The organism is Caenispirillum bisanense (genome assembly GCF_039523075.1).
Lineage (GTDB): Bacteria > Pseudomonadota > Alphaproteobacteria > Rhodospirillales > Rhodospirillaceae > Caenispirillum > Caenispirillum bisanense.
In genome coordinates this window covers 38,495-63,980 of record NZ_BAAAEP010000022.1, presented here as the reverse complement: position 1 = coordinate 63,980, position 25,486 = coordinate 38,495, and the positions used below count along the sequence as shown (strand labels likewise).

Here is a 25,486-nt window from a genome sequence, read left to right as displayed (position 1 = left end):
CCCGCCGTCAGTGGGTGGTCAGCCGGCGGGCGTGGGGATTGAACCAGAACGCCGCCACGTCGCGCATCACCACGATCAGCTCATCGATGGTTGACGGCTTTACGAAGTAGCCGGAACAGTGGCCCTGGAAGCTGGTGCGGATGTCGTGATCGGCGTCGGAGGTGGTGAGGATCACCACCGGGATGGTGCGCAGGTCAGGATCGGCCTTGATCGCCTGCAGGGTCTCGCGCCCGCCCATGCGCGGCATGTTGAGGTCCAGCAGCACCAGATCGGGCCGCAGGCCGCTGCGCAGCATCTCCAGCGCCTGCTGCCCGTCGGCGGCACGGTGCAGGACTGCCCCGACGCCCGCCTCCACCAGCGCCTCGCGCACCAGCTCGGCATCGTCGCGATTGTCCTCCGCCAGCAGCACCACCGGCGACGGGCCGCCCGGCCCGTGGGAAAACTGCAGGCCGATCATCGCGCATCCTCCGCCAGGATCGGCAGCAGGCCGTTCCGGCGCGCGGCTTCCCGCAAGCGGCCGTCCTGCTTGGCGGCGGCGACGAAGGCCTCCATGCGCGCATGCCAGGCGGCATCGCCCTTGGGCACCGCATAGGCATAGGGCGTCGGCGCCACCGGCTGCGGCGGCTCCAGCAGGCTCGCCCAGTCGGTGAGCATGGCCATGCGGCGGCCGTAGGGGAAATCGGTCATGAAGACGTCGGCGCGGCCGGCCTGCACTTCCTGCTCGCGCGCCTTGAAGGTATCCACCACCAGAAGCTCGGCGGCGGTCAGGGTGTCGCGCATCACCGGCTCCATGTAGGTGCCGCGCTGCACCACCACCACATGGCCGGGACGGTCGATGTCGGCCCAGGTCTTGATGGTGGGGTGCTGGCGCATGACCACGGCATAGATGCCGCTGACCAGATGCGGCTGCGTGAAGTCCATGTGCTCCGCCCGGTCGGGGCGGACGCCGATGGCGTGCATGGCGATGTCGCAGGCGTCGTTGCTCAGGTTGGCGACCAGATCGGCGAAGGAACTGTCGACGAACTGCACGGCCACCCCCAGGTCGTCGGCCAGGGCGCGGGCCATGTCGATGTCGATGCCTTCCAGCTCGCCGGTGCGGGGATTGCGGTAGGAGATGGAGTAGTAGTCGGGCCAGATGCACACCCGCACCTCGCCCCGCTGCTGCACCGCCTCCAGCCGTCCGGCGGCGGCGGGTTCACCGGGTGCCACGACAGCAGTCAGCACGGTTGCCGCCACGGCAACCGCCTGCAAAATCCCCCGCATCCTCTTCCCCCACTTCTCAAACGGATATTATCCGGGCAGCATATGGCCTCCGGAAAGGCGCGCCGGAATGCGTCTTGCGCATGTCAGACCAGCGTCAGGCACATGGGAAAGCGGGCGTCGGCGCGGCTACAGTCGGGGAAGCAAGGGGGACAGGCGAACGATGCCTTCGGTGATGCAGGGAACCCGACCGTGAGCGACGGCCGGCAGTGGGACTTTGCACCGCCCAGCGGCCTGCCGGGGGCCGGACGCTCGCGCCTGATCACCGGCGTGGCGGCGGCGCTGCTGGTGGGCTTCGTCGCCCTGTTCTCGGTGACGGTGTGGAGTTCGTTCCACCAGTCGGCCCAGAAGCGGCTGGAAAACGCCGTCGAGATGACCCGGCTGATCGAAACCGGCGTCACCCGCACCTTCGAATCGGCGGAAACCACCCTGACCGCCGCGGCGGAAGAAAGCCTCGCCGCCGCCGCCATGGGCGACTTCGCCCCGCTGTCGGCCCAGCTGGCGGAACGCCTGCGCTTCGCCCCGCACATCCGCCAGATCGTCATCATCGACGGGGACGGCCGCATCCTGGCCGACACCCGCGCCGGCGACCATCCCGCGCCGCACCTGGACGTGGCCGCCCTGGCCCTGCCGGCGCGCGGCGTCGGCGGCCTCAGCAACGGCCTGCGCATCGGCCGCACCCAGCCGGGTCGCTACCTACCGCTCGCCGGCGAACCGCCCGAGGCGACCCCGGTGCGCACCATCCTGCCCGTGGTGGTGGAGGCGGGACGCGACCTGCGGGTGGTGGCCGCCCTCAACCCCATGCACTTCCGCGACCTGCTGCTGGATGCGGCCATGGGCGCCCACGGCGGCATCTCGCTGGTGCAGTTCGACGGCAGCGTCATCATCGACGGCGGCGCCTCCACCGCCGGGCTGGACCTGCGCGAGGCGGTGCGGGCCGAGGCCGAAGGCGGCATCCTGCCGCTGCCCGGCGACGGCGGCCTGTTCGGCCGCTTCGCCGCCTATCGCCTGTCGGCCCGCTATCCGCTGGCGGTGGCGGCGGGGGTCGACCACCGCGACAGCTTCTCCGGCTGGGTGCAGGCCAACCGCCAGATGCTGTTCTGGACCGGCACCGCCGTCGCCGGCCTGCTGCTGGGCGGCATCGCGCTCTACCGCGAGGTCTCGCGCCGCCTGCGCCTGCAGGGCGAGGTGCGGCTGCTGTTCGAGGCGGTGGAGCAGTCAGTCACCGCCATCATGATCACCGATCCCACCGGCTGCATCGTCTACGTCAACCCCGCCTTCTCCCGCCTCACCGGCTTCCCGGCGGAAGAAGCGGTCGGCCGCAACCCGCGCTTCCTGAAAAGCGGCCACACCTCGCGCGAGGAATACGCCCGCCTGTGGGCCAACCTGCGCAGCGGCCGCTCGTGGCACGGCGAGTTCCGCAACCGCACCCGCGACGGCGGCGAGGTGTGGGAAATGGCCACCATCTCGCCGGTGCGCGATGCCGAGGGCACCATCACCCACTTCATCGCCGCCAAGCTCGACATCACCCGCCTCAAGCAGTCTGAGGCGGAGCGCGAGGCGCTGATCGGCGCCCTCGGGCGCGCCAACCGCGAACTCACCCGCTTCGCCGAAATCGCCGCCCACCACCTGCAGGAGCCGGTGCGCCGCCTGCTGGTGTTCACCGACATGCTGGCCCGGCCGGGGCAGGAGCCGGACAAGGCCGCCCACACCGCCGCCCGCATCCGGCAGAACGCCGCCGCCCTGCGCGACCAGCTGCGCGACATCCAGAACTACCTTGCCGCCGGCGAGCCGCGCCCCGATGCCGCCGCCGCCGACACCACCGCCATCGCCCGCCGCGCCGCCACCGCCGCCCTGACCGAGCTGCACGACCCCGAGGCACGGGTGGAGGTCGACGACATGCTGCCGCCCGTCGCCCTGGACGCCGGGCGGCTGGGCCTGGCCTTCGGCCACCTGATCGACAACGGGCTGAAATACCGCCACGACGCCCGCCCGCCCCTGGTCCGCATCACCGCCCAGCCGGGCCCGCCGGGCCGGGTGGTGCTGCGGGTGGAGGACAACGGCCGCGGCATCGCCCCGCAATACTGGACCCGCGCCGCCGACGTGTTCGAGCGCCTGGACGCCGACGACACCATCCCCGGCACCGGCATTGGCCTGGCCATCGTGCGGCGCATCGTGGAAAGCGTAAACGGCACCCTCCGCGTCGAAGCCTCCGGCAACCTGGGCGGCACCGCGGTGCTGCTGGAGGTGCCGGCGAGGGAGGACGAGCATCCCAGATCACTTTAAGGTTGGCAGTCCTTAAGCGGACCCGGGAGCCACTTCCTCGTAGAGCCGAAGGAAAGCCGCGAAGATCGGGCCGTCACCGTAGACCGTCTCGATGCGGCGGCGTGCCTCATCCCCCATTTTTCTACGGCGGTCCGGATCGTGGACCAGGAGCCTGATCGCATCAGCGAGCGCGGGTGCATTACCAGCCGGCACACGCAATCCAATGCCTTCATCGGACACCAGCTCCCGACAACCGGGCGCATCCGTCGTCACCAGCGGGCGCCCGCAGGCGGCGGCTTCAAGCAGGCTGCGGGGCAAACCCTCTCGGTAGCTGGCCAGCACAGCAATATGACTCTCGGCCCAGACCTTCGGTATGTCCCGTCGCGGCCCCATGACTTCAACAATCCCCTCCGCCTTCCATGCGGCAATGACCTCAGGCGGGATGCTGTTGGGGTTCTCTGGATCGGGAGCGCCCACCAGCCGGACACGTACCGGCACCTTCTCCGCCCTCAACAGGCGAGCGGCCTCCACCGTTTCCCCGATGCCTTTGTCCCACAGAAGGCGCGCGACCACGGTGGCGACTACCGGTGGCTCAGGAGGGGGCGGTGTGGGCTGAAAGGTTTCTGCACAGACGCCGGAGCCCGGGATAAGGCGAATGTGGCTGACCGGAACCAATCGACGGTCGCGGAAAAGGGCAGCATCGTCCTCGTTCTGCACCACCAGCCATTGGTTAGGCCGGTCGAGCAGGAAGCGGAAAGCCGCGACGATGAACGGGCGAAGCAATCGCGTTGAGAGCCGGCGCGCGGAAAATATGCTGCCCATACCGGCCATGGCATTCACTATGGCCGGCACTCCAGCCAGACGGCCGGCGATTGATCCATAAAGCACGGGCTTCATGGCCACCTGATGCACCATATGAGGGGCAACGTCCCGGTACAGACGGTATATGTCGGCGATGGCGGCAAGTTCTCTGAGGGGATTTTTACCGCTGCGCCTCCAATTCAGGGGGTGCAGAGTGAATCCTTCGGCGCGGATGCGGTCGCCGTGCTCCCCCACCCGCGTGGCGACATGGACTTCCCAGCCCGCGTCACGGGCTGCCCGCGCCAAGCCAACCCTATGGGACCAGAAATACCAATCCTCGGTGACGAGGAACAGCAGCCGACGCGGCGCGGAAGGGCTTCCTTTCAATCGCCGCCCGTGATTCCGGCTCGATGAGGCTGGAGGCATCGTCACAAACCTGCCTCCCTCCGCCAGGCCTGCAGCATAAGCACAACCCATAGACGGTATTGATTGTTGCGCCGGCCGGACAGGTGTTCAGTCCATGCCATCCGCACGGGCCCTGGATCGATCAGACCATCCGCGGCCAGCAGAGCCGGATCAAGGAGGTCCTCCGCCCACTCCCTGAGGGGCCCCCTCAACCAGTCCTCAAGGGGCACGGCAAAACCTTGTTTCGGCCGCTCGATCAGGCTCTTCGGGACGTGGCGGTAGAGGACCTGACGCAGAAGCCACTTTCCATTGCCATTCCGCAGCTTGAAACGGGCCGGCAGGCGCCATGCAAGTTCCACCACCCGATGGTCAAGGATCGGCACGCGGGCTTCCAGGCCGACTGCCATGCTGGCACGGTCGACTTTCGTGAGGACATCGTCTGGCAGGTAGGTGAGCATGTCGAGGAACTGCATCCTCTCCACCCGATCTACGGGCGCACCGACAGCTACCGGATCGTCCAACGGACCGGGGGGTTCATTCACGCTCGTTAGCGCCGCCGGATTCTGCCATTGACTCACCAGCGCCCGATACAACGCGTCCACATCGGGCAGGTCGAGCACTCGGGCGAGTTTGTGCAGGCGGTCTCCCGCAGCGAACGGACGGATACTTGTCGGCAGACACGCGAATAAGGCCTGCAAGGCTCCAGGAGGAACTGCCTGCAACGCTTCTGCGAGCCGGCTGCGAACAGGTCGGGGCATCCACGACAGGCGCGACCACAGGCGGGAAGCGAATGCATACCGCGTATAGCCGGCGAAAAGCTCGTCACCTCCATCACCGGAGAGAGCTACAGCTACCTTCTCCCGGGCAACGCCAGAGACCAGCATGGTCGGAATCTGACTGACGTCGGCAAATGGCTCGTCGTAATAGCGTGGAAGCTCGGGGATGATTGATCGTGCCCGCTCCGAAGAAACGTACACTTCGGTATGATCTGTCCCCAGGTGCTCCGCCACTGCCCTGGCGTACGGAGCTTCATCATAGGCAGCGTTTTCAAAGCCAATAGTGAAGGTGTGTACCGGGCGGTCAGAGACGCGCTGCATTAGGGCGGCGACGGTGGAACTGTCCACGCCCCCGGAAAGAAAGGCGCCCACCGGGACATCTGCAACCAGCCTGCGCCGCACGGCATCCGACAGAAGTTCTTCCAGATGTGCAATCGCTTCAGAATCGGAGAGATCGTTCAGGGGCTCCTGCTTGCCCTTGGCCACCACCTGCGCCAGCGACCAGAACGCGGCAATTCGGGGCTCTCCTCCCGGAGCAACCGTCAAGATATGGCCCGGCAGCAACTTGTATACACTCTTGTAGATCGTCCGCGGCGCCAGCACATAGGCGAGCCGCAGGTAGGCGGTGACACTCTCACGGTCTAATTCGGGAGCCCAGCCACCTGCGGCCCGCAGTGCCTTCAGTTCCGACCCAAACAGCAGTACACTGCCGAACTTGCCCCAATAAAGCGGCTTTATACCAAGGCGATCGCGCACCAGGGACAGCTGGCGCTCGCGTCGGTCCCATGCCGCAAAGGCAAACATTCCGATCAGGCGTCTGGCGGTCCCTTCGACACCCCAAAAGCTGCACCCCTGCACAAGGACCTCGGTGTCGGAATGTCCTCGAAAAGGGCCGGCGCCGGCGGCCTCCAGTTCGGCCCGCAGCTCTGCTGCATTGTAAATTTCACCGTTGTAAGAGACCACGAAGCGACCGTCGGCCGACACCATGGGCTGATGGCCGGTGGGGGACAGGTCAACAATGGCGAGGCGGCGATGCGCCAGGGCGATACCACCCGCAGCATCTATCCATGCATCACCACTATCCGGGCCGCGATGGGCAAGGCAGCGGCCCATGGCCTCCACGCGTGCAAGAAGAGCGGCTGACTGCTCTGCACTCGACGCAGTGAGAAGGCCGGCGATGCCGCACATACCTAGAACAACTCCCTTTTTTCCAGATGGGCAAAACATCACTTTTTAGGAGTTTCAGCAACCCCTCATGCCCGGATCTGGCCCCAGCCGCCCTTCGCGCCCGGCAGCCGCACAGCGTTGCGCACGACCGGCGGCTAACAGCCGCGCCATACCGGCGGCGGCAGGGAGGTGGGCCGGGCAAACCTCTCTCGTGGCGACGTCGAAAAGCCGTCGGGCAGCCGAACAAGCACTGCGGCAATGCAGTCACGGGAAAGAGAAGGCGAGACTCTCCCTGCCGGGCGCGTGCATCCAGCGGATACCGGCCGCGGACACCTGGCGTCGGACTGGCTGGAAGCAGGCCATTGCCCTGCACAACCGGGGCCACCGCCTCGACCTCTTCAGGCAGCCTGCCTCTCCGTCAGGCCTGAACGCCCAGGACCTCAAGCAGCGGGCCAATGTGGGCTTCATACTTACGCCAACGTTCCACCGAGCCCTTGTAAATGGGCTGGCGCACCTGCCAGACACTGGCGGTGGAGACTGTACGCTTGTTCTCTGTATGCCGCGCCATGGCCTGGTGCCACGGCAGGCCGACGTGTTCGATCATGCGGCGGCTCTGGGTCTCGTAGTCGGCAACCACGTCCTCGTAAACGACGTCGAGAATGGGTGTCGGCACAACCCTCTTCCAATGCTCCATCAACTGCTCGTAGTGGCGGTAGAAGTGGCCGATGTGGCGCAGGTCGTATCCATAGTCATGGTGGCCGCCGAAATTCTGGAAGAAGATGGACAGGCAGGTGTCCACCGGGTTACGGCGGCAGTGCAGCACGCGGGCCTTGGGAAACAGCAGGGCGATAAGCCCGAGGCGGGTCGAGTTGCCGGGCAGCTTATCGGTCACTCGCGCCGCCGTCGCGTCGATGCGCGTCAGATGGTCGAGGTAGAGGTCGACGTACTGGGTCAACTCCGCCGCCGGAACCTCCCGCAATTGCTGGGGATAACCGTACCGGCGCTTGAACATGCGCTCAATCAGATTGAAGTCCGGCAACTCGTCTCCGGCCGCCACGTCCGGATGGCTCGAAACGATCTGCTCCACCAACGTGGTGCCCGAACGCGGCATGCCCAGTATCATCACCGGCCTCTCCGAATGGCTACCCCATCCGGAACGTTCGGCAAAGAAGGCCGGGGAGAACGTCTCGATCACTGCCGCCACATGGTCTTCCCACGCCGGCGGATCGTAACGGCAAACGGCGTTCTTCAGGGCATTGGCGCGGGCGTAGTATGGGAAAGCGAGGTCCGGCTGGCCGATGTCATCGTGCGCCTTGCCGAGGGCGAAGAACAGGTCGACACGATCATCGTCGAATCCCGTGCTGGACTCCGCGGCCGTTTCGGCCACCGTGCGCATGCGGTGAAACAGCGGATCATCGACACGAATCTTGCGGGACCGCGCATAACCGCGCAGAGCGCGTGCATTGTCGGGATCTTCATCAAGCAGCTGGAGGTATACGGCCTTGGCATCTTCGAAGCGTCCCTCGCGCACCAGAATGTCGGCCGACAGCAGCCGCATCCCGGAGTGGTCAGGCACGCGGCTCAGGTACTCTTCCAGCCGCTCCCGTGCATCGGCAAAGCGACCGCAACCGATGTAGGCACGGATCAGGTTTTCGTGGATCTCCCCCACCCCCGTGGCGGCGGCAGCGGCGCGCTCAGCCATGGCCAACGCCTCATCGGTCTTCAGCAGGCCGTCGAGCATGAGCGCCAGGTTGTTCAGGAAATGCGGATTCCCCGGCTGCAGGGCTATGGCAGCGCGATATTCAGTCTCCGCTTCCTCCAGCTGGTCCAGTTGGTGCAGCAGCTTTGCGAGGTTGAAATGAGCGTCGGCCGCCTTCGGAGCCAACTCCACCGCTTTGCGGGCGAACGCCAAGGCCTCTTCGCTGCGACCTTCACTGCCGAGCAGGATGCCAAGGTTCATGTAGGGCTGAGCCGCCGTAGGGGCGATGACTATGCACTTGCGCAGGATTTTCACTGCTTCCGCAGTCTCCCCCCGCAGCATAAGGGCGGTGCCGAGATTGTTAAGGGCCTCGCCGAAGTCCGGGTTATGGCGCACTGCTGTGCGGAAGGCCACAAGCGCCTCATCCAGCCGCCCCAGCCGCTGGCGGCACCAGCCAAGCAGGTTCCACGCCACCGCGTCGCGTTTGCGGGCTGCCACCGCCCTGCCCAGCAGTTCGGCGGCACCGGCAATGTCACCCAGGTTGATGTCCACCTTGGCCAGGTTGACGAGGCAGTCAGGGTCGCGCGGCGCCGTCGCCAGCGCCTGACTCAGGAGGTCGCGGGCCGGCTGCAGGTGGCCGGTCTGGGCGGCAATGAGGCCAAGGCCCGACAACGCCTGGGTGTTGCGTGGCTGCAGGGTCAGCGCCTGGCGGTACAGATGCTCGGCCGGCCCCAGCCGTCCGGCCCGGTGATGGACCAGGGCCTGGGCGAAGATGTCGGCTGCCGACGGGGCGATCTTCTGAACCATGCGACGCGATCCTCCTGAACGCGCGCACTCTAGCCGGTGTGGCGGAAGCCCGACAAGCCCCTCAGCGCCCGAGTGTGAGCCACAGCAGCGCCACCAGCACCGCCTGCAGACCGCAGGCCGCCGCCATCACCCGCAGCGCGCGGCGGATGTCGGCCGCCCCGGCCTCGGCGCGGCCGGCGCCGATCCACGGGTCGTCGACGGTGTGGCCGGGATAGACCCGCGGCCCCGCCAGCTTCAGGCCCAGCGCACCGGCCATGGCCGCCTCGGGCCAGCCGGCGTTGGGGCTGCGGTGGCGGCGGGCATCGCGCAGCATGCACACCAGCGCCCGCCCCGGCCGGCCGCCGGCCAGCGGCGCCACGACGGCGATCAGCAGGCCCGACAGCCGCGCCGGCACCAGGTTGAGCAGGTCGTCGAACCGCGCTGAGGCCCAGCCGAAGGCGCGGTACCGCTCCGACCGATGGCCGATCATGCTGTCGAGGGTGTTGACGGTCTTGTAGGCCAGCATGCCCGGCAGGCCGAACAGCACGTACCAGAACACCGGCGCGACGATGCCGTCGGAGAAGTTCTCGGCACAGGATTCGACGGCAGCGCGGGAAACGCCGTGGCTGTCCAGGCTGTGGGGGTCGCGGCCGACGATCATCGCCACCGCCTCCCGCCCGCCGGCGAGGCCGCCCTGCTCCAGCCCGCGCGCCACCGCCGCCACGTGGTCATACAGGCTGCGCTGGGCCACCAGGGTGACCAGCAGGAACAGTTCCACCACCCAGCCATAGGGCAGCCACGCCGCCACCGCCTGCACCGCCGCCCCCACCGCCACGGCGGCGGCGACCAGCGCCACCAGCACCAGCACGCCGCGCGCCCGGCGGGCGGCATCGCTGCGCTGCGGCCGGTTGAGGCGGCGCTCCAGCCAGGCGATGGCGCGGCCGATGACTACCACCGGGTGGGGCACATGGCGGAACAGCAGCGGCATCTCCCCCAGGCAGGCGTCGAGCACCAGGGCGGTCAGCAGCAGCAGGAAGGGGTCGAACATCCCCCCGGGGTGGAAGGCGAGCGGCAGGGTCGGCATGGCCGGCGCAGCATGCGGCGGCGCCCCGGCCGGCGCAAGCCCGCAGATGCGGCGCCGGGGCGGAGGTGAAAGGTGCGGCCCCTCGCAACCTGAGCTTGATTCGGCTCGCAATCATGGCGAATATTTCGAACCTGCCGCACCTGCCCGCCGGCCGGCCGCATTGGGGGAGACGAGCCATTCTCACCGAAGACGACATCAAGTCCTGCCGCCTGCTGATCCCGATCTCGCGCCGCCAGCCGGTGAACTTCGGGTTCTGCCTGGGCAAGAAGGTGCCCGAGGACGTGCTGGTCCTGCACAAGATCAAGTCGCCCAAGTCGCTCGCCCGGGTCGCGAAGGAACGCGGCACTAGCCCGAAGATCCTGTTCGGCACCCTGACGACGGAAGGCAAGATCCTCACCCTGCACTGCGAGCTGACGCCGCTGGCCGGCCTTGCCCGGCGGGTGCGGCTGCTCCTGAAGCAGGCCAAGCTGCGCTTCGCCATCCGCGTCATCGACCCCGACGGCCAGCTGGCCGAGGAAGACCTGCCGGAGGAGGAAGACGAGGCCGGCGAGGACGACAGCGACGACACCCCACCGCCGGAGGAGGCGGAGGAGGACAAGGATACGGGCGAAGACCGGCGGCTGGAGGGGCTTTTCGCCGGCCTGCGGGCGGAAATCGTCGCCTTCGGCAAGGAGAACCGCGCCCGCCTGAGCAAGAGCACGGCCTCCGAACTGTCGGCGGTGCTGAAGACCGCCGACACCGCTCGCGACCAGGGGCGCCTGGCGGAGGCGATCAGCCTGCTGCAGACCCTGCAACAGCACCTCGACGACGCCTTGCAGGAAACGGAAGAGAGCGAGGACGAGGAAGTCGAGACGGCCGCAAAGGAGGACGTCAGTACGGCCCGCGCCGCGGTGACGGCGCTCGGCCGCGAGAAGCTGGCCGTCATCGCCGCGCCGGAGCGTAAGCGGCTGTCGGCCGCCCTGCAACGGGCCGACCTGCTGGCGAAGGAGGGCCGCCACGAGGACGCCGCCGACATCCTCATCCCGCTGCAGGACGACCTGCAGTACGCCGGGCAGCCGACCGACCTGCTGCCGCTGTGGCGGGAGACGCGGGCGGCGCTCGACGACCAGATCGCCATCCTGCGCCACGCCATGCGCAGCTTCGACGACCCGGAACTGGACGAAGTGGCCGAGGTCGGCTTCGTCGACCTCACTGGCCGCCGCAGCATCGCCATGGTGGCGGCCCTGCTCGACTATCGCGCCGGCGGCGGCGCCCCGGCCCGGGCGGCGCTGCTGAAGGCCATTGCGGCATACGAGGAACTGCTGCAGAGCGGCAGCATCCTGGAAGACTACGACAACAACCCCTACGGGGCGTCGGTGAAGCTGCGCGACACCCTGTCGAAGGGCCTGCGCGCCCTGCGCGATCGCATCGGCTGACGGCAGGAGGCATGGAATGAAGAGCGATAGCAAGAAGAAAAAACAGACGGAAAAGCAGAAAGAAAAGACACAGAAGATTCAGGCGAAACTGGATTTGCAGGTGAGTCAGCCGAGGCAGGAAAGACTGAAGAAAGTCGGCTATGAATGGCACGACTTCTCCGACCCGGCCACCGCCACCGTCGGCGTCAGGCCGGAGACGGACGAGCACGGTCTGATCACCAACGTGCGCGTGGCCGGCCGGCCGCGGCCGAAGCACGGCGGCAGCCAAGGCCAGCACACCACGGCCTACTGCGTCACCCGCGAAGCCATCATCTCCGCCTCCATCGGCCGGACGGAGGATAAGGCCCGCGTGGGCGTCGCACTCCTGTTCAAGACGCTGCTGAAATACCCCGCTTTCAAGGCCGGCGTGCCGGAGAAGATGGAGAAGGTGAAGAGGACGGTCATGGCCCTGTCCGGTCCCACCAGCCCGGAGTCCAAGGCGCTGTCACTCGGCGAGCTGTCCACGCTGTACCTGGAGGTGCGCGACTCCCTGCCCGGCGCATCGCTCAACACCGGCGTCGACAGCGGCACCGACAATGCCTCGGCCAAGAACACCCATGGCAAGGCGGAAGCCAAGTCCCTGGGCAAGCTGCGGGGCCTGGAGCAGCGGGCCCTCACGAAGGACAAGTTCAACAAGGATGACATAACCGAGGCGGTGACGCAGCTGCTGAAGCTGTACGACGCCGACTCTGAAGTGGCGGCCGGCCTGGAAGCCGAGGAAATCGCGTCGCAGCGGGCCACCTTCCTGATGTCGGTGGCTCAGGCCTTTCCGGGGCTGTTCTCCACCACTCGGGTCCGCGTGAACCTCACCCTGGCACTCAGCCGCGACCGCCTCAGTAAGGGCGATGTGGTGAAAGCCTACAAGACCGCCATCGGCGAGGCGGTGGACGACGTGACAGAAACCGCCGAGGCCCTCTGCGACGGCAACGGTGCCAAGGACAAGCCGCGGCCGCAGCCGCCCGCCTTTGCCGCCACCCTCAACGCCAACGAAGAGATCGAGTTCGACGGGCGGCCCGACTCCGTCAAGGACGGCTCCTCCATGGGCGATCACACCGCCTCCATGCTGCTGATGCAGACCGCCGCCACCGGCGCGGTGACCGGGCGCACGAAGGGAGTGACCAAAGGCGAGGTCGCGGCCAACCTGACCAAAGCCATGGCCCTGTTCCACCCCGACAAGTATGCCTTCCTCAAGCACGAGTCCATCCCGAAGAGCGGGTCGAGCACCTTCGCCCCCTATATCGAGCGCCTGACCGCCCTTGAGACCGCGCACACGGCGGTGAAGACACTGGTCGACCGGCTGGAGAAGAACAAAGGCGACAAAGCCTCACCGGCCGAGATTGCCGAGGCGGGCGAGTTGTACCTCGCCATGGTGGACAATCGCCCGACGGCGGTGAACTACGCCGGCGTGGCCAACAACCACAACGAACAGAACGTCAAAAAAGAACTGGAAGGCATTCGCGGCGATCTGGGAAATCACGACGCCGACTCCATCCTCAAGACGCTGCTGAAACTGGTCGACTCCGCCGCCATCATCGGCAACGACGACCGCTATCGACAGAAAGGACTGGACGTTGCCTTCCGCACGCAGGCCATCGACGAAATCCTGCACTTCCTCGACAACGCCTATCCCGACCTGTGCAAGCAGGTGATGGCTGAGATGAAAAACATCCCCGCGGTCCGGGAAAAGGTATGGGAGATCGTGAAGGCCTACAGCGAGGATGCCGGAAAAAACCATGTCTACGTCGATGACGAGAAGATGGGGGAGCCGGAGATCAAGGAAGAAAAGGCCTTCGAAAAGCGCTCCATGAAGCGCGAGGCACAACAATTAAGTAAAAACTCAATGACCGTCGATGGAAAGAGAAAAAGAAAAACACTCCGCGACAGCTACGCCGACTGGGAGGATGAGGAGGACGAAGAACAGGACAGCGACAATGAAGAAGAGGAAGAAGACGAGGACGCATATATCGATGAGAGCGACGACGAAGACTTCAAGCGGGCGATAAAGAAAAAGAAGAAGGTCAAGGGACAATGAAGGGCGGCCGTGTTTTCACGGTCCGCCCTCCGGGTCTCTCTCTTCTCTTTCTCTCTCCCGACGCCTTCCCTGGGGCGGCGAGTCAGGTCAGTGCAACGTCAGGCCGGCTGGGCGGCGTGGGGTGGGGTGGTGGTGCCGTCGTCGGGGCGGGCCGTCTTGGTGTCGCCGCCGGGGCGGTAGCCCGATCCCTGCGCCGACGATCCCCCCGCCGCGGCGGAGGACAGGGCGGAGGCGTTGCGCTTTTCCGCTTCCGACAGCAGTTCCAGGCTGCCCGACAGGCGGCCGCCGTGCTCGACCTCCAGCGCGCCGTAGCGCACCGTGCCGGAGATGGAGCCGGACGAGCGCACCAGCAGGCGGTCGCGCACCGTCAGGTCGCCGTCGAAGGCGCCGGCCACTTCGGCAGTGTCGACCGTGACCTTGCCGCTGAAGACGCCGCCCTTGGCGATGGCGATGTGGTGGCTGTCCATCGCCGCTTCGATGGTGCCTTCGACCACCAGCGTGTCGCAGGCGGCAATCTCGCCCTTGAGCTTGATGTTGGGGCCGACGATGAGGGTGCTTTCGGTGGTGCGGCGTTCCTCCTGGCCGCCGCCTTCCGGCTGCAGCCACGACGGCCGCGCCGTGCCTTCCACCGGCCGTCCGCCGACGGTCGGCCCGGGCGCCGCCGGCTGGGCGGGCGCGGCGGCACCGGCGGGCGAGGGTGCGGCGGCCGGGTTGGCGGGCGCACCGGGGCGGCCGTAGCCGGGGGCGGCGGCGCCCGGCGATGTCGCCTGACGCGACTCGTCGGTGCCGGCGGCGGGTTCGGTATGTTCCCTGCGCGCTATCAAGGACCGCATGCGGGAGGCCTCCTTCCGTGGTTCAGAGCGCCCCTAGAGTAGCCGCGAAAGCCCCTGGATTCTGTGACAAGGACGGGGCAAAGCGCCCCCCGAAAGATCGATGCGACTCGGCGGTTTCCTTCACTTTTTGCGCGATGAGACGGCGCCTGCCGCACGCTGCGTCAGCGGCCGGCCTCGAAGGCGACGGCGGCCGCCACCAGGTCTTCCAGCGCCGTGCCGACGCTCTTGAACAGGGTGATCTCGTCGGCGGCGGTGCGGCCGGGCACCTCGCCACGGGTGAGCCGGAACAGGTCGCCGCGCACCGCATCGGCGGTGATCACCCCGGCCGCCAGCGGCTGGGTGAGGTCGCCGGCTTCCTTCAGGGCGCCGTCGGTGTCGATGAAGATGCTGGCGCGGGTGACGCCGTCGTCGTCGGTCTCGCGCATCTGCGGCGTGAAGCCGCCGGCCATGTCCAGGTGCTGGCCGGGGCGCAGCCACGCCCCCGGCACCACCGGCGTGCTGGAGGTGGTGACGCAGGAAATCACGTCCGCCTGCTCCACCGCCGCCCGCAGGTCGGTCGCCACCTCGACGCCGTCGAGCCCGGCCGCCACCGCCTCGGCCTTGGCGGGGTCGCGGGCGTAGAGCAGGGTGCGGGCATAGGGGCGCACGGCGCGATGGGCGGCGATGAAATAGGGCGCCAGCGCCCCCGCCCCCACCACCAGCAGCGTCTTCGCATCGGGCCGCGCCAGATAGTCGGCGGCCAGCGCAGAGGCGGCGGCGGTGCGCCGGCGGGTCAGCTCGCCGCCGTCCAGCACCGCCAGCGGCCGGCCGGTATCGGCCTCGCACAGGTAGTAGACACCCATCACCGAGGCCAGCCCCCTGGCCGGATTGTCGGCGAACACGCTGACGATCTTCACCCCCATGTAGGCGCCTTCCCGCCACGCCGGCATCAGCAGCAGCATGCCGCGCGCCGCTTCGGCCGCGGGCAGCGGGTGGTGATGGCGCAGGGGCACGGTGGCGCCGGCCCGGAAGCCCTCGCGCAGGGCCTCCACCAGGGCACGCGGATCAAGGGCGGCAGCCACGTCGGCGGCGGAGAACAGACGCATGGGGGCAGGTTCCTCCTGGGGGAAGGGAAAAGGGACAGGGGGACCATCAGCATGGCCGCTGCCACCCTGCCCTGTCGAGGCCATGGCGGCAGCGGCCGTGGCGGCGCGGTGGAAATGGCCCCACGGCGTGCCCCCTTGGCGCGACGGCGCGCCGGGGGTTACCTTTGTCGGCAGGCCCAATCCCTTGAAAGGAAACGCCCCGTGCTGTTCGCCATCACCTGTCTCGACAAGCCCGATTCGGCCGCCGTGCGCCAGGCCAATCGCCCCGCCCACCTGGAGTACGCCAAGGCCACCGCCGGCCTGAAGATGGGCGGCCCGCTGCTGTCCGACGACGGCGAGCGCATGATCGGCTCCATGCTGGTGCTGGAGGCCGCCGACCGCGCCGAGGCCGAAGCCTGGTGCGCCAACGACCCCTACGCCAAGGCCGGGCTGTTCGAGTCGGTGACCATCCGGCCGTTCAAGTGGCTGCTGCCGCAGGCGGTGGGCTGAGGACGGGCGCCGCGCATCATGAACTACTGGCTCATCAAGAGCGAACCCGGCACGTGGTCGTGGGACGACCAGGTGAAGAAGGGCACCGAGCACTGGAACGGCGTGCGCAACTACCAGGCCGCCAACAACATGAAGGCCATGCGCATCGGCGACCGCTGCTTCTTCTATCACTCGGTGAACGAGAAGCGCATCGTCGGCATCTGCGAGGTGGTGAAGGAATACTACCCGGACCACACCGACGAGTCGGGCCGCTTCGGCATGGTCGACGTCAAGGCGCTGTACCCGCTGCAGACGCCGGTGACGCTGGAGCAGGTGAAGGCCGACGAACGCCTCAACCACCTCGCCCTGGTGCGGCAGTCGCGCCTGTCGGTGATGCCGGTGGATGCCGAGGCCTGGGCGCTGATCTGCTCCCTGGGCGGCGTCGAGCCGTGAGCGGCGGGGACGCAGGCGGGAGCGGCGGCGGCGGCGATCCGTGGTCGTTCCTGCCCGCCGACCCCGCCCCCATCGCACCGCTGGCCGACGGCGGCTGGGAACTTTGTCCGGTCGACGCGGTTCCCGACGGTGCCGCCCGCGGTTTCGTGCTCGACGATGCCGGGGTGCGGCTGGGAATCGTGGTGGTCCGGCGCGGCGACGACCTGTACGGTTACGTGAACCGGTGCCCGCATCTGTCCATCCCGCTGAACCTGTGGCCGGACAAGTTTCTCTCCCCGGATGGGCAGGTTTTGCAATGCGCCACCCACGGCGCCCGCTTCCGCATCGAGGACGGCCTGTGCATCCATGGGCCGTGCGACGGGCGATTCCTCACCTCCTTTCGCTTAGCCGTAAAAAACCGCAAGATTGTTGCGTTGGAGCCGTGACACGGGGCTCCGATTTGCCTAAGATGCCGGCCTGAACCGCTCGGAAGAAGCGGCGGGAGGGAGCCATTGCCGGGTTTTGCGGGGAGGCAAGGCCGCGGCTCGGGTCTCCTGAAACCAACACCAGACCGTCCGACCGGGTGGGGATGCGCCCGGTCGCCAGGATAGGGCCAGAGGGCTCGCGCGGATCATCAAGGAGACCACGAATGTCTGATGCCAACGTGTTCCCGGTCGTGGAGGAAATCGCCAAGTCGGCCTGGGTGAACGACGCCAAGTACCGCGAGATGTACGAGCAGTCGATCAAGAACCCGGACGCCTTCTGGGCCGAGCAGGGCAAGCGTATCGACTGGATCAAGCCGTTCACCAAGGTGCGCGACGTCTCCTACGATCCGCACGATGTGCATATCAAATGGTACCATGACGGCACCCTGAACGCCGCCGTCAACTGCCTGGACCGCCACCTGGAGACCCGCGGCGATCAGGTCGCCATCATCTGGGAAGGCGACGATCCCTCCGAAGACGCCAAGATCACCTACCGCGACCTGTATGAACGGGTGTGCAAGTTCGGCAACGCCCTGCGCAAGATGGGCGTGCAGAAGGGCGATCGCGTCTGCATCTACCTGCCGATGATCCCCGAGGCTGCGGTGGCCATGCTGGCCTGCGCCCGCATCGGCGCCGTGCACTCCATCGTCTTCGGCGGCTTCTCGCCGGACAGCCTGTCCAACCGCATCCAGGACAGCGAGTGCAAGGTCGTCATCACCGCCGACGAAGGCCTGCGCGGCGGCCGCAAGGTGGCGCTGAAGGCCAACGCCGACAAGGCGCTGGAAACCTGCCCGTCCATCACCACCTGCGTGGTGGTGAAGCGCACCGGCGGCGCCATCGCCATGAAGGACGGCCGCGACGTGTGGTACCACGACGTGGTCGCCAACGAGCCGGCCGAGTGCCAGCCGGAGGAAATGAACGCCGAAGATCCGCTGTTCATCCTCTATACCTCGGGCTCGACCGGCAAGCCCAAGGGCGTGCTGCACACCACCGGCGGCTACATGGTCTATACGTCGATGACGCACCAGTACGTCTTCGACTACAAGGACGGCGACATCTACTGGTGCACCGCCGACGTGGGCTGGGTCACCGGCCACAGCTACATCGTCTATGGCCCGCTGGCCAACGGCGCCGTGTCGCTGATGTTCGAGGGCATCCCCAACTACCCCAGCGTCTCGCGCTTCTGGGAAGTCATCGACAAGCACCAGGTCAACATCTTCTACACCGCCCCGACCGCCATCCGCGCCCTGATGCGCGAAGGCACCGAGCCGGTGAAGAAGACCAGCCGCAAGTCGCTGCGCATCCTCGGTTCGGTGGGCGAGCCCATCAACCCGGAAGCCTGGATGTGGTATCACGACGTGGTGGGCGACAAGCGCTGCCCCATCGTCGACACCTGGTGGCAGACGGAAACCGGCGGCATCCTCATCACCCCGCTGCCGGGCGCCACGCCCCTGAAGCCGGGTTCGGCCACCCGCCCATTCTTCGGCGTCTACCCGGTGCTGGTGGACAACGAGGGCAACGAGCTGTCGGGTGCCACCGAAGGCAACCTGTGCATCGCCATGAGCTGGCCGGGCCAGATGCGCACCGTCTACGGTGACCACGACCGCTTCGTGCAGACCTACTTCACCACCTACAAGGGCTACTACTTCACCGGCGACGGCGCCCGCCGCGACGAGGACGGCTACTACTGGATCACCGGCCGCGTCGACGACGTCATCAACGTCTCCGGCCACCGCATGGGCACCGCCGAGATCGAATCGGCCCTGGTTGCCCATCCCAAGGTGGCGGAAGCGGCCGTGGTCGGCTACCCGCACGACATCAAGGGCCAGGGCATCTATGCCTACGTGACCCTGGTGGCCGACGAGGAGCCGACCGAGGAGCTGCGCAAGGAACTGGTGAAGTGGGTGCGCGACGAAATCGGCCCCATCGCCAGCCCCGACGTCATCCAGTGGGCGCCGGGCCTGCCGAAGACCCGTTCGGGCAAGATCATGCGCCGCATCCTGCGCAAGATCGCCGAGAACGACTTCGGCGCCCTGGGCGATACCTCGACCCTCGCCGACCCCAGCGTGGTCGACGACCTGATCGAGAACCGCGGCGGCAAGTAAGCCCCACGGCCTGCCTCGGCACGGAGAACGGGAGCCCCTGCGGCTCCCGTTTTTCGTTGCCCCCGCCCCGCCCCCGCCCGCCCCGCCGCTCAGCCCAGGCGGCAGGTCACCGGCGGGTCGATGAGCAGGCGCAGCTATATCCATCAATTTTTGAATGGAAAATACCACCGCCTTGTTACATAGTTCGCGCTACTAGAGGATGTGTAAGCGGACAAGGAGCTGTGATGGCAAGCAAGGACCGGGCTGATGGTCATGCAACGGGGATGGCAGGCGAATTCTTTGTCATGGAGCGGTTGTTCCGGCTGGGAACCCTGCCCGCGCTTACCGTCGGAAACGCAAAGGCCGTAGACATTCTTGTCCGAACGAAGAACGGCCGTAACATGGCCGTCAGCGTAAAAGCCGTGCGCGGCTCGGCTGGTAAATGGGTGGTGGGAACAGATGACTTCTGCGACCAATTCGATCTGATATTCGTTTTCCTTTTGTACAAGAATTTCCAGGATCTTGATACCAACCCGCGGGCTTGGATTGTTCCTGCTGCGGAAGTTGAAAAGATCAAAAGACCTCATATCACCGTCGGCAATTTCGCCGTGTACAACTCGCGAGATTCCCTCGAAAACTTGTCGCAGTACGAGAACGCATGGGAAACTTATTTTAGATAGTTTTCCTGTAAGCCTGCCTCGGCACGGAGAACGGGAGCCCCTGTGGCTCCCGTTTTTCGTCTGGCCCCGCCGTCCGCCGCTCAGCCGAAGCGGCAGGTCACCGGCGGGTCGATGAGCAGGCGCAGGCGCAGGGCGGCAGTGGTGGCGAACAACTGGGTCACCGCCTTGCGCCGGCTGGCGTGCAGGCGCGGGCGCCCGGCCGGCGGGCGCAGCACCGTCGCCTCGTGGCCGTCGGCGATGATCAGCCCTTCCGCCGCCGGCAGCAGGTCGAGCGGGAAGTCAGGCGGCACCGCGAAGCTGAAGGCATCGCAGAACTCCAGATACTCCTCCCACTTGCCGTCGGCGCGGAAGTCGGCGGCGCAGCTTTTCACCTCCACCACCAGCAGGCTGCCGTCGGGGGCGAGCGCCATCACGTCCACCCGCCGGCCGGTGGCGAGCGTTACCTCGGTGACCGGGGCATAGCCGCGGTCGATGAGGTGGCGGCAAAGGCCGCGGGTGGTGGCGCGGGCGGCGGGGGAGAGGTTTCCGTCGTTCATGGCTTGTTCCTCTGGTCAGGAGCAGCCTAGCGGCTCACCCTGGGCCACGCAACAGCCTTGCGGCCACGGGCGAATGAAGGAGTAGCGGCGATGAAGGTGGGTGTGGTGGGATGCGGCATGGTCGGCTCGGCCGCCGCCTATGCGCTGGTCATGCGCGGCGCGGCGTCGGAGGTGGTGCTGGTGGACCTCAACACCAAGCTGGCGGAGGCGCAGGCGCAGGACATCCGCCATGCCACGCCCTTTGCCTATGCGGTGACGGTGCGGGCCGGCGCCTATGCCGATCTGAAGGGGGCGGCGGTGGTCATCCTGGCCGCCGGCGCCAACCAGAAGCCGGGCGAGACGCGGCTTGAACTGCTCGGCCGCAATGCCGAGGTGTTCGGCGCCATCATCCCGCAGGTGCTGGAGGCGGCGCCGGAGGCCATCCTGCTGGTCGCCACCAACCCGGTGGACGTCATGACCCAGATCGCCACCCGCCTGTCGGGGCTGCCGCCGGCCCGGGTGATCGGCTCCGGCACCATCCTCGATTCCGCCCGCTTCCGCGGCCTGCTGGCCGGGCACCTGGGCATCTCGTCCAAGTCCACCCACGGCTACGTGCTGGGGGAGCACGGCGATTCCGAGGTGCTGTGCTGGTCGTCGGCCATCGCCGGCACGGTGCGGGTGGTGGAACTGGCGGAACAGCTGGGGCGGCCGCTGGACGGTCCGGCCCGGGCCGACATCGACGACAAGGTGCGCCGCGCCGCCTATCACATCATCGAGGGCAAGGGCGCCACCTGGTACGGCATCGGCGGCGGCCTCATGCGCATCTGCCAGGCCATCGGCGGCGACGAGCACGCGGTGCTGACCGTCTCGGTCCTCACCGACGACATCGAGGGGGTGCCGCAGGTGGCGGCCAGCCTGCCGCGCATCATCGGCCGCGGCGGCGTGATGGGCACCATCATGCCCGACCTCGACATCAACGAACGCGCCGCCCTGCGGCGGTCCGCCCAGGTGCTGAAGACGGCGGCGGACGAGGTGGGGTACTGACCGCCGACCCGCGCCCTTGCCCCGGTTCGGCCATCATCGCCTGCCATCCTGACCCCTGGCCGCCGCTGCCGTCTTCACATCTCCGACAGACCGGCGTAGCTGCCACAAAAGCGTCATACCTTCTTCTTGAGCTTGTCACTTTTCTGTCGCACATAGTAGGCCGCGCTTTCATCGACGGAAGCGTGGGTCTTCATCGGAGCGACAGAAGATGCACCGAGTTCGCGGCCTGCTTGCCCACTACGGTCCGCCGCTGGTGTTCGTGGCGGTGGTCTACGGCCTGCTGCAGGTGATCTGCGCCTACTGGCTGAAGGTGCCGCTGCGCACCCATGCCATCCCCACCGACCTGGCGCTGCATCTGCTGCTCGGCCTGGCGGTGCTGGAACTGTCGCGCACGCGCACCGCCTTCGTGACGCTCATGCTGCTGCTGATGACCCTGCTGCACGTCGGCAACGCGCTGAAGATCCTCATTCTCGGCGGCCCGGCCATGCCCGACGACGCCCTGGCCCTGCGGTCGCTGTTCCTGATCATGGAGCGCTGGCAGCTGGCGCTGGCGGTGGGCTTCCTGCTGCTGCTGGCGGTGGCCGCCTTCCGCGCCCTCACCCTGCGGCCGCGCCGCGCCCGCGTCGCCGCCACCGCCCTGGCCGGCGTCGCCGCCGTGGTGGCGGTGGAGCCGACCACGGTCGCCGCGCGCATGGACAGCACCTTCGGCAACATCGTGTGGGACCAGCGCGCCAACTACCTCAACCGCGGCCCGCTGGTGCATCTGGTGCAGGAAACCGCCCGCTACGCCGGCCGCAGCGAACGCGCCCCCGGCCGCGGCGACGTGCTGGCCGCCGTCGACCTGCTGCATCCGTCGGTGCAGGAAGTGGCGCTGTCCGCCCACCACGCCGGCCGTGACGACGGCGCCGCCGCCAAGCCCGGCCGCAACGTTCACGTGGTGGTGCTGGAGTCGTTCTGGGACCCGTCGGTGCTGACCGCGTCGGGCCTGTCGCAGGACCCCTTCGTGCCGGAATTCCGCGCCCTGTGGGAAGCCGGCGGCAATAGCCGCATCCTGGCGCCGGTGTTCGGCGGCTACACCGCCAATTCCGAGTTCGAGGCCCTGTGCGGCTTCCCGGTGTCGGAGGACGCGGTGTTCTTCGAGGCCCGGCTGCGCAACGCCGCCCCCTGCCTGCCGCGGCTGTTCTCCGACGCCGGCTATTCCACCGTCGCCTCCCACCCCAACGTGGCGGTGTTCTGGAACCGGGTGAACGCCTACGACCGCGTCGGCTTCGACGTCTACTGGTCGGAGCGCGACTTCGACCTGGACGACATGAACGGCGACTTCCTGGGCGATGCCTCGCTCTACCGCCAGGTGCTGGACAAGCTCGACCCGCTGCTGGAAACCGGCACGCCCACCTTCAACTACGTGCTGACCTTCTTCGGCCACCTGGATTACCCGCTGAACGGCAGCCGGCCGCGCGTCATCAGCGTGGACAACGACGAGCGCCTGGAGCGCTACGTCAACACCGTCCACTACAAGACCGCCGAGTTCATGGACTTCCTGGCCCGCCTGCGCGAGCGCGACCCCGACGGCATCGTCGTCGCCTTCGGCGACCACCTGCCCTTCCTGGGCGGCAACTTCGAATCCTATGCCCGCTCCGGCGTGCTGGCGGCCGACCGCAGCACCTTCGACGCCCGCATGTTCCGCGACATGGTGGCGACGCCGCTGATCGTCATCGACGGCCGCAACGGCCCGGTCGACCTCGGCACCCTGCCCCTCTACCAGCTGCCGAGCGAGATCCGCCGGCTGGCCGGGCTGCAGGCGCCCGCCCCCATGGACCTGACGGCGGTGCCGGACGGCGTCGGCGTGCGGCCGCTGCCGGGCCTGCATCTGGTGGTCAGCGACGACGGCGACGCCATCCTCTGCCGCGACGGCGAGGACGACGCCCCCGCCTGCGGCCCGTCGCGGTCGTGGCTGGAGGCGGTCGCCACCATCTCCACCGACCTGTTCGCCGGCCGCCAGTTCGTGCTGCGCGACGGCGCCACGCCGGACGTCGACGGCGACGACGGCGAGGAAGTGGTGCTGGCGCCCGATGCCGTGACGCCGGGAACCTGACCATGGCCGCTCCCGCCGCCTTCCCCCCGCCGCGCCGCCGCCGCGCCCTGGTCATCCACAACCCCACCGCCGGGGGCCGCCGCCGGGCGGTGCTGGCGGAGGTGGTGGAGGCCCTGCGCCGGCGCGGCGTGACGGTGGACATCCAGCCGACCGCCGGCCCCGGCGACGCCACCACCCTGGCCGCCGCCGCCTCGCGGGCGCGGCATGACGTGGTCTGCGCCGCCGGCGGCGACGGCACCATCAACGAGGTCGCCAACGGCCTGCTGCGCGCCGACGACCCGCCGCCGCTGGCGGTGATCCCCCTCGGCACCGCCAACGTGCTGGCCATCGAACTGGGCCTGCCGGCCGCACCCGACGCCCTGGCCGCCCTCATCGCCGACGGCGGCGAGGCGGCGGTGCATCCGGCGGTGGCCGACGACCGCGCCTTCCTGCTCATGGCCGGGGCGGGCTTCGATGCGGCGGTGGTGCATGGGGTGCGACGGCCGGTGAAGCGGCTGCTGGGCAAGGGCGCCTATGTGCTGCAGACGCTGATCGAGACGCTGCGCTACCGCTTCCCGCCGCTGACGGTGCGGGCCGACGGGCGCGAGTTAACCGCCCGCATGGTGGTCGCCTGCAAGGGCCGCCACTACGGCGGCCCCTATGTGGCGGCGCCGGAGGCGCGGCTGGGGGCCGGGTCGGTGCAGCTGTGCCTGTTCCATGGCGGCGGCGTGGTGGCGCAGGCGCGCTACGGCCTCGCCCTGCTGCGCGGACGGGTGGCGACGCTGTCCGACGTGACGGTGATTGAGGCGCGCGAGGTGACCATCACCGCCCCCGCCGCGACGGCACCGGTGCCGGTTCAGGTGGATGGCGATGCCGAGGCCGCCCTGCCCCTGCACATCACCATGGCGGCCCGGCCGCTGGCGGTGATTTCCCCCCAGGCGGCGCCGGTGACGGCGCCCTGCCCGGCGCCGACGGTGGCAGCGGCCTGAGCCGTCGCCTCAGCGCTTGCCCAGCAGCCGGTCGACCTCGTCCTGCGACAGGCCCTTGGCGCGGCTGAGGGCCTGCTCGTCCTCCGCTGCCGTGGCGCCGTCCATGCCCTGCGGCACCAGCCCCTTGTTGGCGGCCAGGTGGCGCAGGAAGCGGTTGACCTTGCGGATGCGCTGGCCGGTGAGATCCTGGAAGGCGCAGGCTTCCATGATGCCTTCCAGCCGCAGCAGGGTGCTCTGGTCCGGCCGCCGCTCCATCAGCAGTTCGACCAGCCCGAGGATGCGGTTGACCGCCCGTTCCTGTTCCTGCACCGCCGCTTCCAGGTTGCGGATGGCGGCGGTGAGGGCGGCATCGACCTTGTCGCCCGGCGCCCCGGCGGAGGATGAGGCGGGCGGCTTCATGGCACGTCCCCGGCGCATGCGCCAACGGCCGCCCCGGTGGGGGCGGCCGTTGCGGGGGCGACAGGGCCGCAGGTACAGACGCGCATGATCGTGCAGTCCTTCCCGGCGGGTGCGGCGACGCGGTTCAGCGCGGCGCCATCACCATGACCATCTGGCGGCCTTCCAGCTTGGGGTGCTGCTCGACCTTCGCCATCTCGGTGAAGTCGTCGCGAACACGTTCGAGAACCTTCATGCCCAGGTCCTGGTGCGCCATTTCGCGGCCCCGGAAGCGCAGGGTGAGCTTCACCTTGTCGCCGGATTCCAGGAAGCGCTTCACGTTGCGCATCTTCACCTGGTAATCGTTCTCGTCGATGTTCGGGCGGAGTTTGACCTCCTTGATCTCGACGATCTTCTGCTTCTTCTTCGCTTCCGCCTTCTTCTTCTGACTCTCGAACTTGAACTTGCCGTAGTCGAGAATCTTGCAGACCGGCGGTTCGGCGTTGGGAGAAATCTCGACCAGGTCGAGCCCGGCCTCTTCAGCCATCTCCAGCGCCTCGCGAATGTGCACGACGCCAACCTGCTCGCCGTCCTGGTCGATCAGGCGCACCTGCTGCACATTGATGGCATCGTTGACGCGCGGTCCATCTTTGGACGGCGGCGCCGTCATCGGTGGTCTAGCTATGAACACCC

General features: G+C 67.9%; 22 protein-coding genes. 11 read left to right on the top strand and 11 right to left on the bottom strand.

Annotated features, from left to right (window positions below; translation table 11 throughout):
- Positions 1-7: 7 nt before the first annotated feature.
- Complete coding sequence (locus ABD056_RS11645; RefSeq protein ID WP_343866810.1) at positions 8-457, bottom strand: response regulator; 450 nt, start codon at positions 455-457, stop codon at positions 8-10.
- Positions 454-1,224 carry an ABC transporter substrate-binding protein gene (locus ABD056_RS11640; protein WP_343866808.1) on the bottom strand — a complete coding sequence of 257 codons (771 nt, stop codon included), beginning with the start codon at positions 1,222-1,224 and terminating at the stop codon, positions 454-456. The genes ABD056_RS11645 and ABD056_RS11640 overlap by 4 nt, the downstream gene beginning before the upstream one ends.
- A 228-nt stretch (positions 1,225-1,452) precedes the next feature.
- Between ABD056_RS11640 and ABD056_RS11635 the strand changes: the two genes are divergently transcribed.
- Complete coding sequence (locus ABD056_RS11635; RefSeq protein WP_343866806.1) at positions 1,453-3,546, top strand: sensor histidine kinase; 2,094 nt, start codon at positions 1,453-1,455, stop codon at positions 3,544-3,546.
- 12 nt (positions 3,547-3,558) lie between these two features.
- Here ABD056_RS11635 and ABD056_RS11630 read toward each other — a convergent pair whose 3' ends face one another.
- The 4 genes from ABD056_RS11630 to cbiB form a co-directional block, all read right to left on the bottom strand.
- Positions 3,559-4,752 (bottom strand): glycosyltransferase family 4 protein, encoded by a 1,194-nt coding sequence (locus ABD056_RS11630; RefSeq protein ID WP_343866837.1) that lies wholly within the window; start codon positions 4,750-4,752, stop codon positions 3,559-3,561.
- Between the two features lie 2 nt (positions 4,753-4,754).
- A complete protein-coding gene (gene asnB, locus ABD056_RS11625) occupies positions 4,755-6,695 on the bottom strand; it encodes an asparagine synthase (glutamine-hydrolyzing) (RefSeq protein ID WP_343866804.1) in 1,941 nt (646 codons plus the stop codon).
- Between the two features lie 397 nt (positions 6,696-7,092).
- Complete coding sequence (locus ABD056_RS11620; protein WP_343866802.1) at positions 7,093-9,180, bottom strand: sulfotransferase; 2,088 nt, start codon at positions 9,178-9,180, stop codon at positions 7,093-7,095.
- A 61-nt stretch (positions 9,181-9,241) separates the two neighbouring features.
- Positions 9,242-10,243 (bottom strand): adenosylcobinamide-phosphate synthase CbiB, encoded by a 1,002-nt coding sequence (gene cbiB / locus ABD056_RS11615; RefSeq protein WP_343866800.1) that lies wholly within the window; start codon positions 10,241-10,243, stop codon positions 9,242-9,244.
- Positions 10,244-10,356: 113 nt separating this feature from the next.
- Here cbiB and ABD056_RS11610 point away from each other — a divergent pair, with 113 nt between their 5' ends.
- Positions 10,357-11,658, top strand: coding sequence for a hypothetical protein (locus ABD056_RS11610; protein WP_343866798.1), 1,302 nt, complete (start codon positions 10,357-10,359; stop codon positions 11,656-11,658).
- A 16-nt stretch (positions 11,659-11,674) separates the two neighbouring features.
- A complete protein-coding gene (locus tag ABD056_RS11605) occupies positions 11,675-13,729 on the top strand; it encodes a PLP-dependent aminotransferase family protein (RefSeq protein WP_343866796.1) in 2,055 nt (684 codons plus the stop codon).
- A 98-nt stretch (positions 13,730-13,827) separates the two neighbouring features.
- Here the strand turns inward: ABD056_RS11605 and ABD056_RS11600 are convergent, their stop codons facing one another.
- Together ABD056_RS11600 and lhpI are read right to left on the bottom strand one after the other, a co-directional pair.
- On the bottom strand, positions 13,828-14,562 hold the full coding sequence (locus ABD056_RS11600) for a bactofilin family protein (RefSeq protein ID WP_343866795.1): 735 nt from the start codon (positions 14,560-14,562) through the stop codon (positions 13,828-13,830).
- 161 nt (positions 14,563-14,723) lie between these two features.
- Positions 14,724-15,647, bottom strand: coding sequence for a bifunctional Delta(1)-pyrroline-2-carboxylate/Delta(1)-piperideine-2-carboxylate reductase (gene lhpI / locus ABD056_RS11595; protein ID WP_343866794.1), 924 nt, complete (start codon positions 15,645-15,647; stop codon positions 14,724-14,726).
- A 201-nt stretch (positions 15,648-15,848) separates the two neighbouring features.
- Here lhpI and ABD056_RS11590 point away from each other — a divergent pair, with 201 nt between their 5' ends.
- From ABD056_RS11590 to ABD056_RS11570, 5 genes are all read left to right on the top strand, one after another.
- Positions 15,849-16,136 carry a YciI family protein gene (locus tag ABD056_RS11590; RefSeq protein WP_343866793.1) on the top strand — a complete coding sequence of 96 codons (288 nt, stop codon included), beginning with the start codon at positions 15,849-15,851 and terminating at the stop codon, positions 16,134-16,136.
- Between the two features lie 18 nt (positions 16,137-16,154).
- Complete coding sequence (locus tag ABD056_RS11585; protein ID WP_343866791.1) at positions 16,155-16,568, top strand: EVE domain-containing protein; 414 nt, start codon at positions 16,155-16,157, stop codon at positions 16,566-16,568.
- Positions 16,565-16,993, top strand: a complete 429-nt coding sequence (locus ABD056_RS11580; protein WP_343866789.1) for a Rieske (2Fe-2S) protein — start codon at positions 16,565-16,567, stop codon at positions 16,991-16,993. Before ABD056_RS11585 ends, ABD056_RS11580 begins: the two co-directional genes overlap by 4 nt.
- Before the next feature lie 203 nt (positions 16,994-17,196).
- Positions 17,197-19,137 (top strand): acetate--CoA ligase, encoded by a 1,941-nt coding sequence (gene acs, locus ABD056_RS11575; RefSeq protein WP_343866788.1) that lies wholly within the window; start codon positions 17,197-17,199, stop codon positions 19,135-19,137.
- A 224-nt stretch (positions 19,138-19,361) separates the two neighbouring features.
- Positions 19,362-19,796 (top strand): hypothetical protein, encoded by a 435-nt coding sequence (locus tag ABD056_RS11570; RefSeq protein WP_343866786.1) that lies wholly within the window; start codon positions 19,362-19,364, stop codon positions 19,794-19,796.
- Positions 19,797-19,876: 80 nt separating this feature from the next.
- Here the strand turns inward: ABD056_RS11570 and ABD056_RS11565 are convergent, their stop codons facing one another.
- Positions 19,877-20,332, bottom strand: a complete 456-nt coding sequence (locus tag ABD056_RS11565) for an MmcB family DNA repair protein (protein WP_343866784.1) — start codon at positions 20,330-20,332, stop codon at positions 19,877-19,879.
- Between the two features lie 90 nt (positions 20,333-20,422).
- On the opposite strand from ABD056_RS11565, the gene ABD056_RS11560 reads away from it, so the two are divergent.
- From ABD056_RS11560 to ABD056_RS11550, 3 genes are all read left to right on the top strand, one after another.
- Positions 20,423-21,355, top strand: a complete 933-nt coding sequence (locus ABD056_RS11560; RefSeq protein WP_343866783.1) for an L-lactate dehydrogenase — start codon at positions 20,423-20,425, stop codon at positions 21,353-21,355.
- A 208-nt stretch (positions 21,356-21,563) separates the two neighbouring features.
- Complete coding sequence (locus ABD056_RS11555) at positions 21,564-23,450, top strand: LTA synthase family protein (protein WP_343866781.1); 1,887 nt, start codon at positions 21,564-21,566, stop codon at positions 23,448-23,450.
- Between the two features lie 2 nt (positions 23,451-23,452).
- Positions 23,453-24,418, top strand: coding sequence for a diacylglycerol/lipid kinase family protein (locus ABD056_RS11550; RefSeq protein WP_343866779.1), 966 nt, complete (start codon positions 23,453-23,455; stop codon positions 24,416-24,418).
- A 9-nt stretch (positions 24,419-24,427) separates the two neighbouring features.
- On the opposite strand, the gene ABD056_RS11545 is transcribed toward ABD056_RS11550, so the two are convergent.
- Positions 24,428-24,817, bottom strand: a complete 390-nt coding sequence (locus tag ABD056_RS11545) for a hypothetical protein (protein WP_343866777.1) — start codon at positions 24,815-24,817, stop codon at positions 24,428-24,430.
- A 124-nt stretch (positions 24,818-24,941) separates the two neighbouring features.
- Entirely contained in the window at positions 24,942-25,463 is a 522-nt protein-coding gene (infC, locus tag ABD056_RS11540) for a translation initiation factor IF-3 (RefSeq protein ID WP_343866776.1), read from the bottom strand.
- Positions 25,464-25,486 lie beyond the last annotated feature (23 nt).

Excerpts from the sequence above, each read along its gene's own strand:
- ABD056_RS11645 (WP_343866810.1), bottom strand. The coding sequence starts at position 457 with ATGATCGGCCTGCAGTTTTCCCACGGGCCGGGCGGCCCGTCGCCGGTG.
- ABD056_RS11630 (WP_343866837.1), bottom strand. The coding sequence starts at position 4,752 with ATGCCTCCAGCCTCATCGAGCCGGAATCACGGGCGGCGATTGAAAGGA.
- asnB (WP_343866804.1), bottom strand. The coding sequence starts at position 6,695 with ATGTGCGGCATCGCCGGCCTTCTCACTGCGTCGAGTGCAGAGCAGTCA.
- ABD056_RS11620 (WP_343866802.1), bottom strand. The coding sequence starts at position 9,180 with ATGGTTCAGAAGATCGCCCCGTCGGCAGCCGACATCTTCGCCCAGGCC.
- cbiB (WP_343866800.1), bottom strand. The coding sequence starts at position 10,243 with ATGCCGACCCTGCCGCTCGCCTTCCACCCCGGGGGGATGTTCGACCCC.
- ABD056_RS11610 (WP_343866798.1), top strand. The coding sequence starts at position 10,357 with ATGGCGAATATTTCGAACCTGCCGCACCTGCCCGCCGGCCGGCCGCAT.
- ABD056_RS11605 (WP_343866796.1), top strand. The coding sequence starts at position 11,675 with ATGAAGAGCGATAGCAAGAAGAAAAAACAGACGGAAAAGCAGAAAGAA.
- ABD056_RS11600 (WP_343866795.1), bottom strand. The coding sequence starts at position 14,562 with ATGCGGTCCTTGATAGCGCGCAGGGAACATACCGAACCCGCCGCCGGC.
- lhpI (WP_343866794.1), bottom strand. The coding sequence starts at position 15,647 with ATGCGTCTGTTCTCCGCCGCCGACGTGGCTGCCGCCCTTGATCCGCGT.
- ABD056_RS11585 (WP_343866791.1), top strand. The coding sequence starts at position 16,155 with ATGAACTACTGGCTCATCAAGAGCGAACCCGGCACGTGGTCGTGGGAC.
- acs (WP_343866788.1), top strand. The coding sequence starts at position 17,197 with ATGTCTGATGCCAACGTGTTCCCGGTCGTGGAGGAAATCGCCAAGTCG.
- ABD056_RS11570 (WP_343866786.1), top strand. The coding sequence starts at position 19,362 with ATGGCAAGCAAGGACCGGGCTGATGGTCATGCAACGGGGATGGCAGGC.
- ABD056_RS11565 (WP_343866784.1), bottom strand. The coding sequence starts at position 20,332 with ATGAACGACGGAAACCTCTCCCCCGCCGCCCGCGCCACCACCCGCGGC.
- ABD056_RS11560 (WP_343866783.1), top strand. The coding sequence starts at position 20,423 with ATGAAGGTGGGTGTGGTGGGATGCGGCATGGTCGGCTCGGCCGCCGCC.
- ABD056_RS11555 (WP_343866781.1), top strand. The coding sequence starts at position 21,564 with ATGCACCGAGTTCGCGGCCTGCTTGCCCACTACGGTCCGCCGCTGGTG.
- ABD056_RS11550 (WP_343866779.1), top strand. The coding sequence starts at position 23,453 with ATGGCCGCTCCCGCCGCCTTCCCCCCGCCGCGCCGCCGCCGCGCCCTG.
- ABD056_RS11545 (WP_343866777.1), bottom strand. The coding sequence starts at position 24,817 with ATGAAGCCGCCCGCCTCATCCTCCGCCGGGGCGCCGGGCGACAAGGTC.
- infC (WP_343866776.1), bottom strand. The coding sequence starts at position 25,463 with ATGACGGCGCCGCCGTCCAAAGATGGACCGCGCGTCAACGATGCCATC.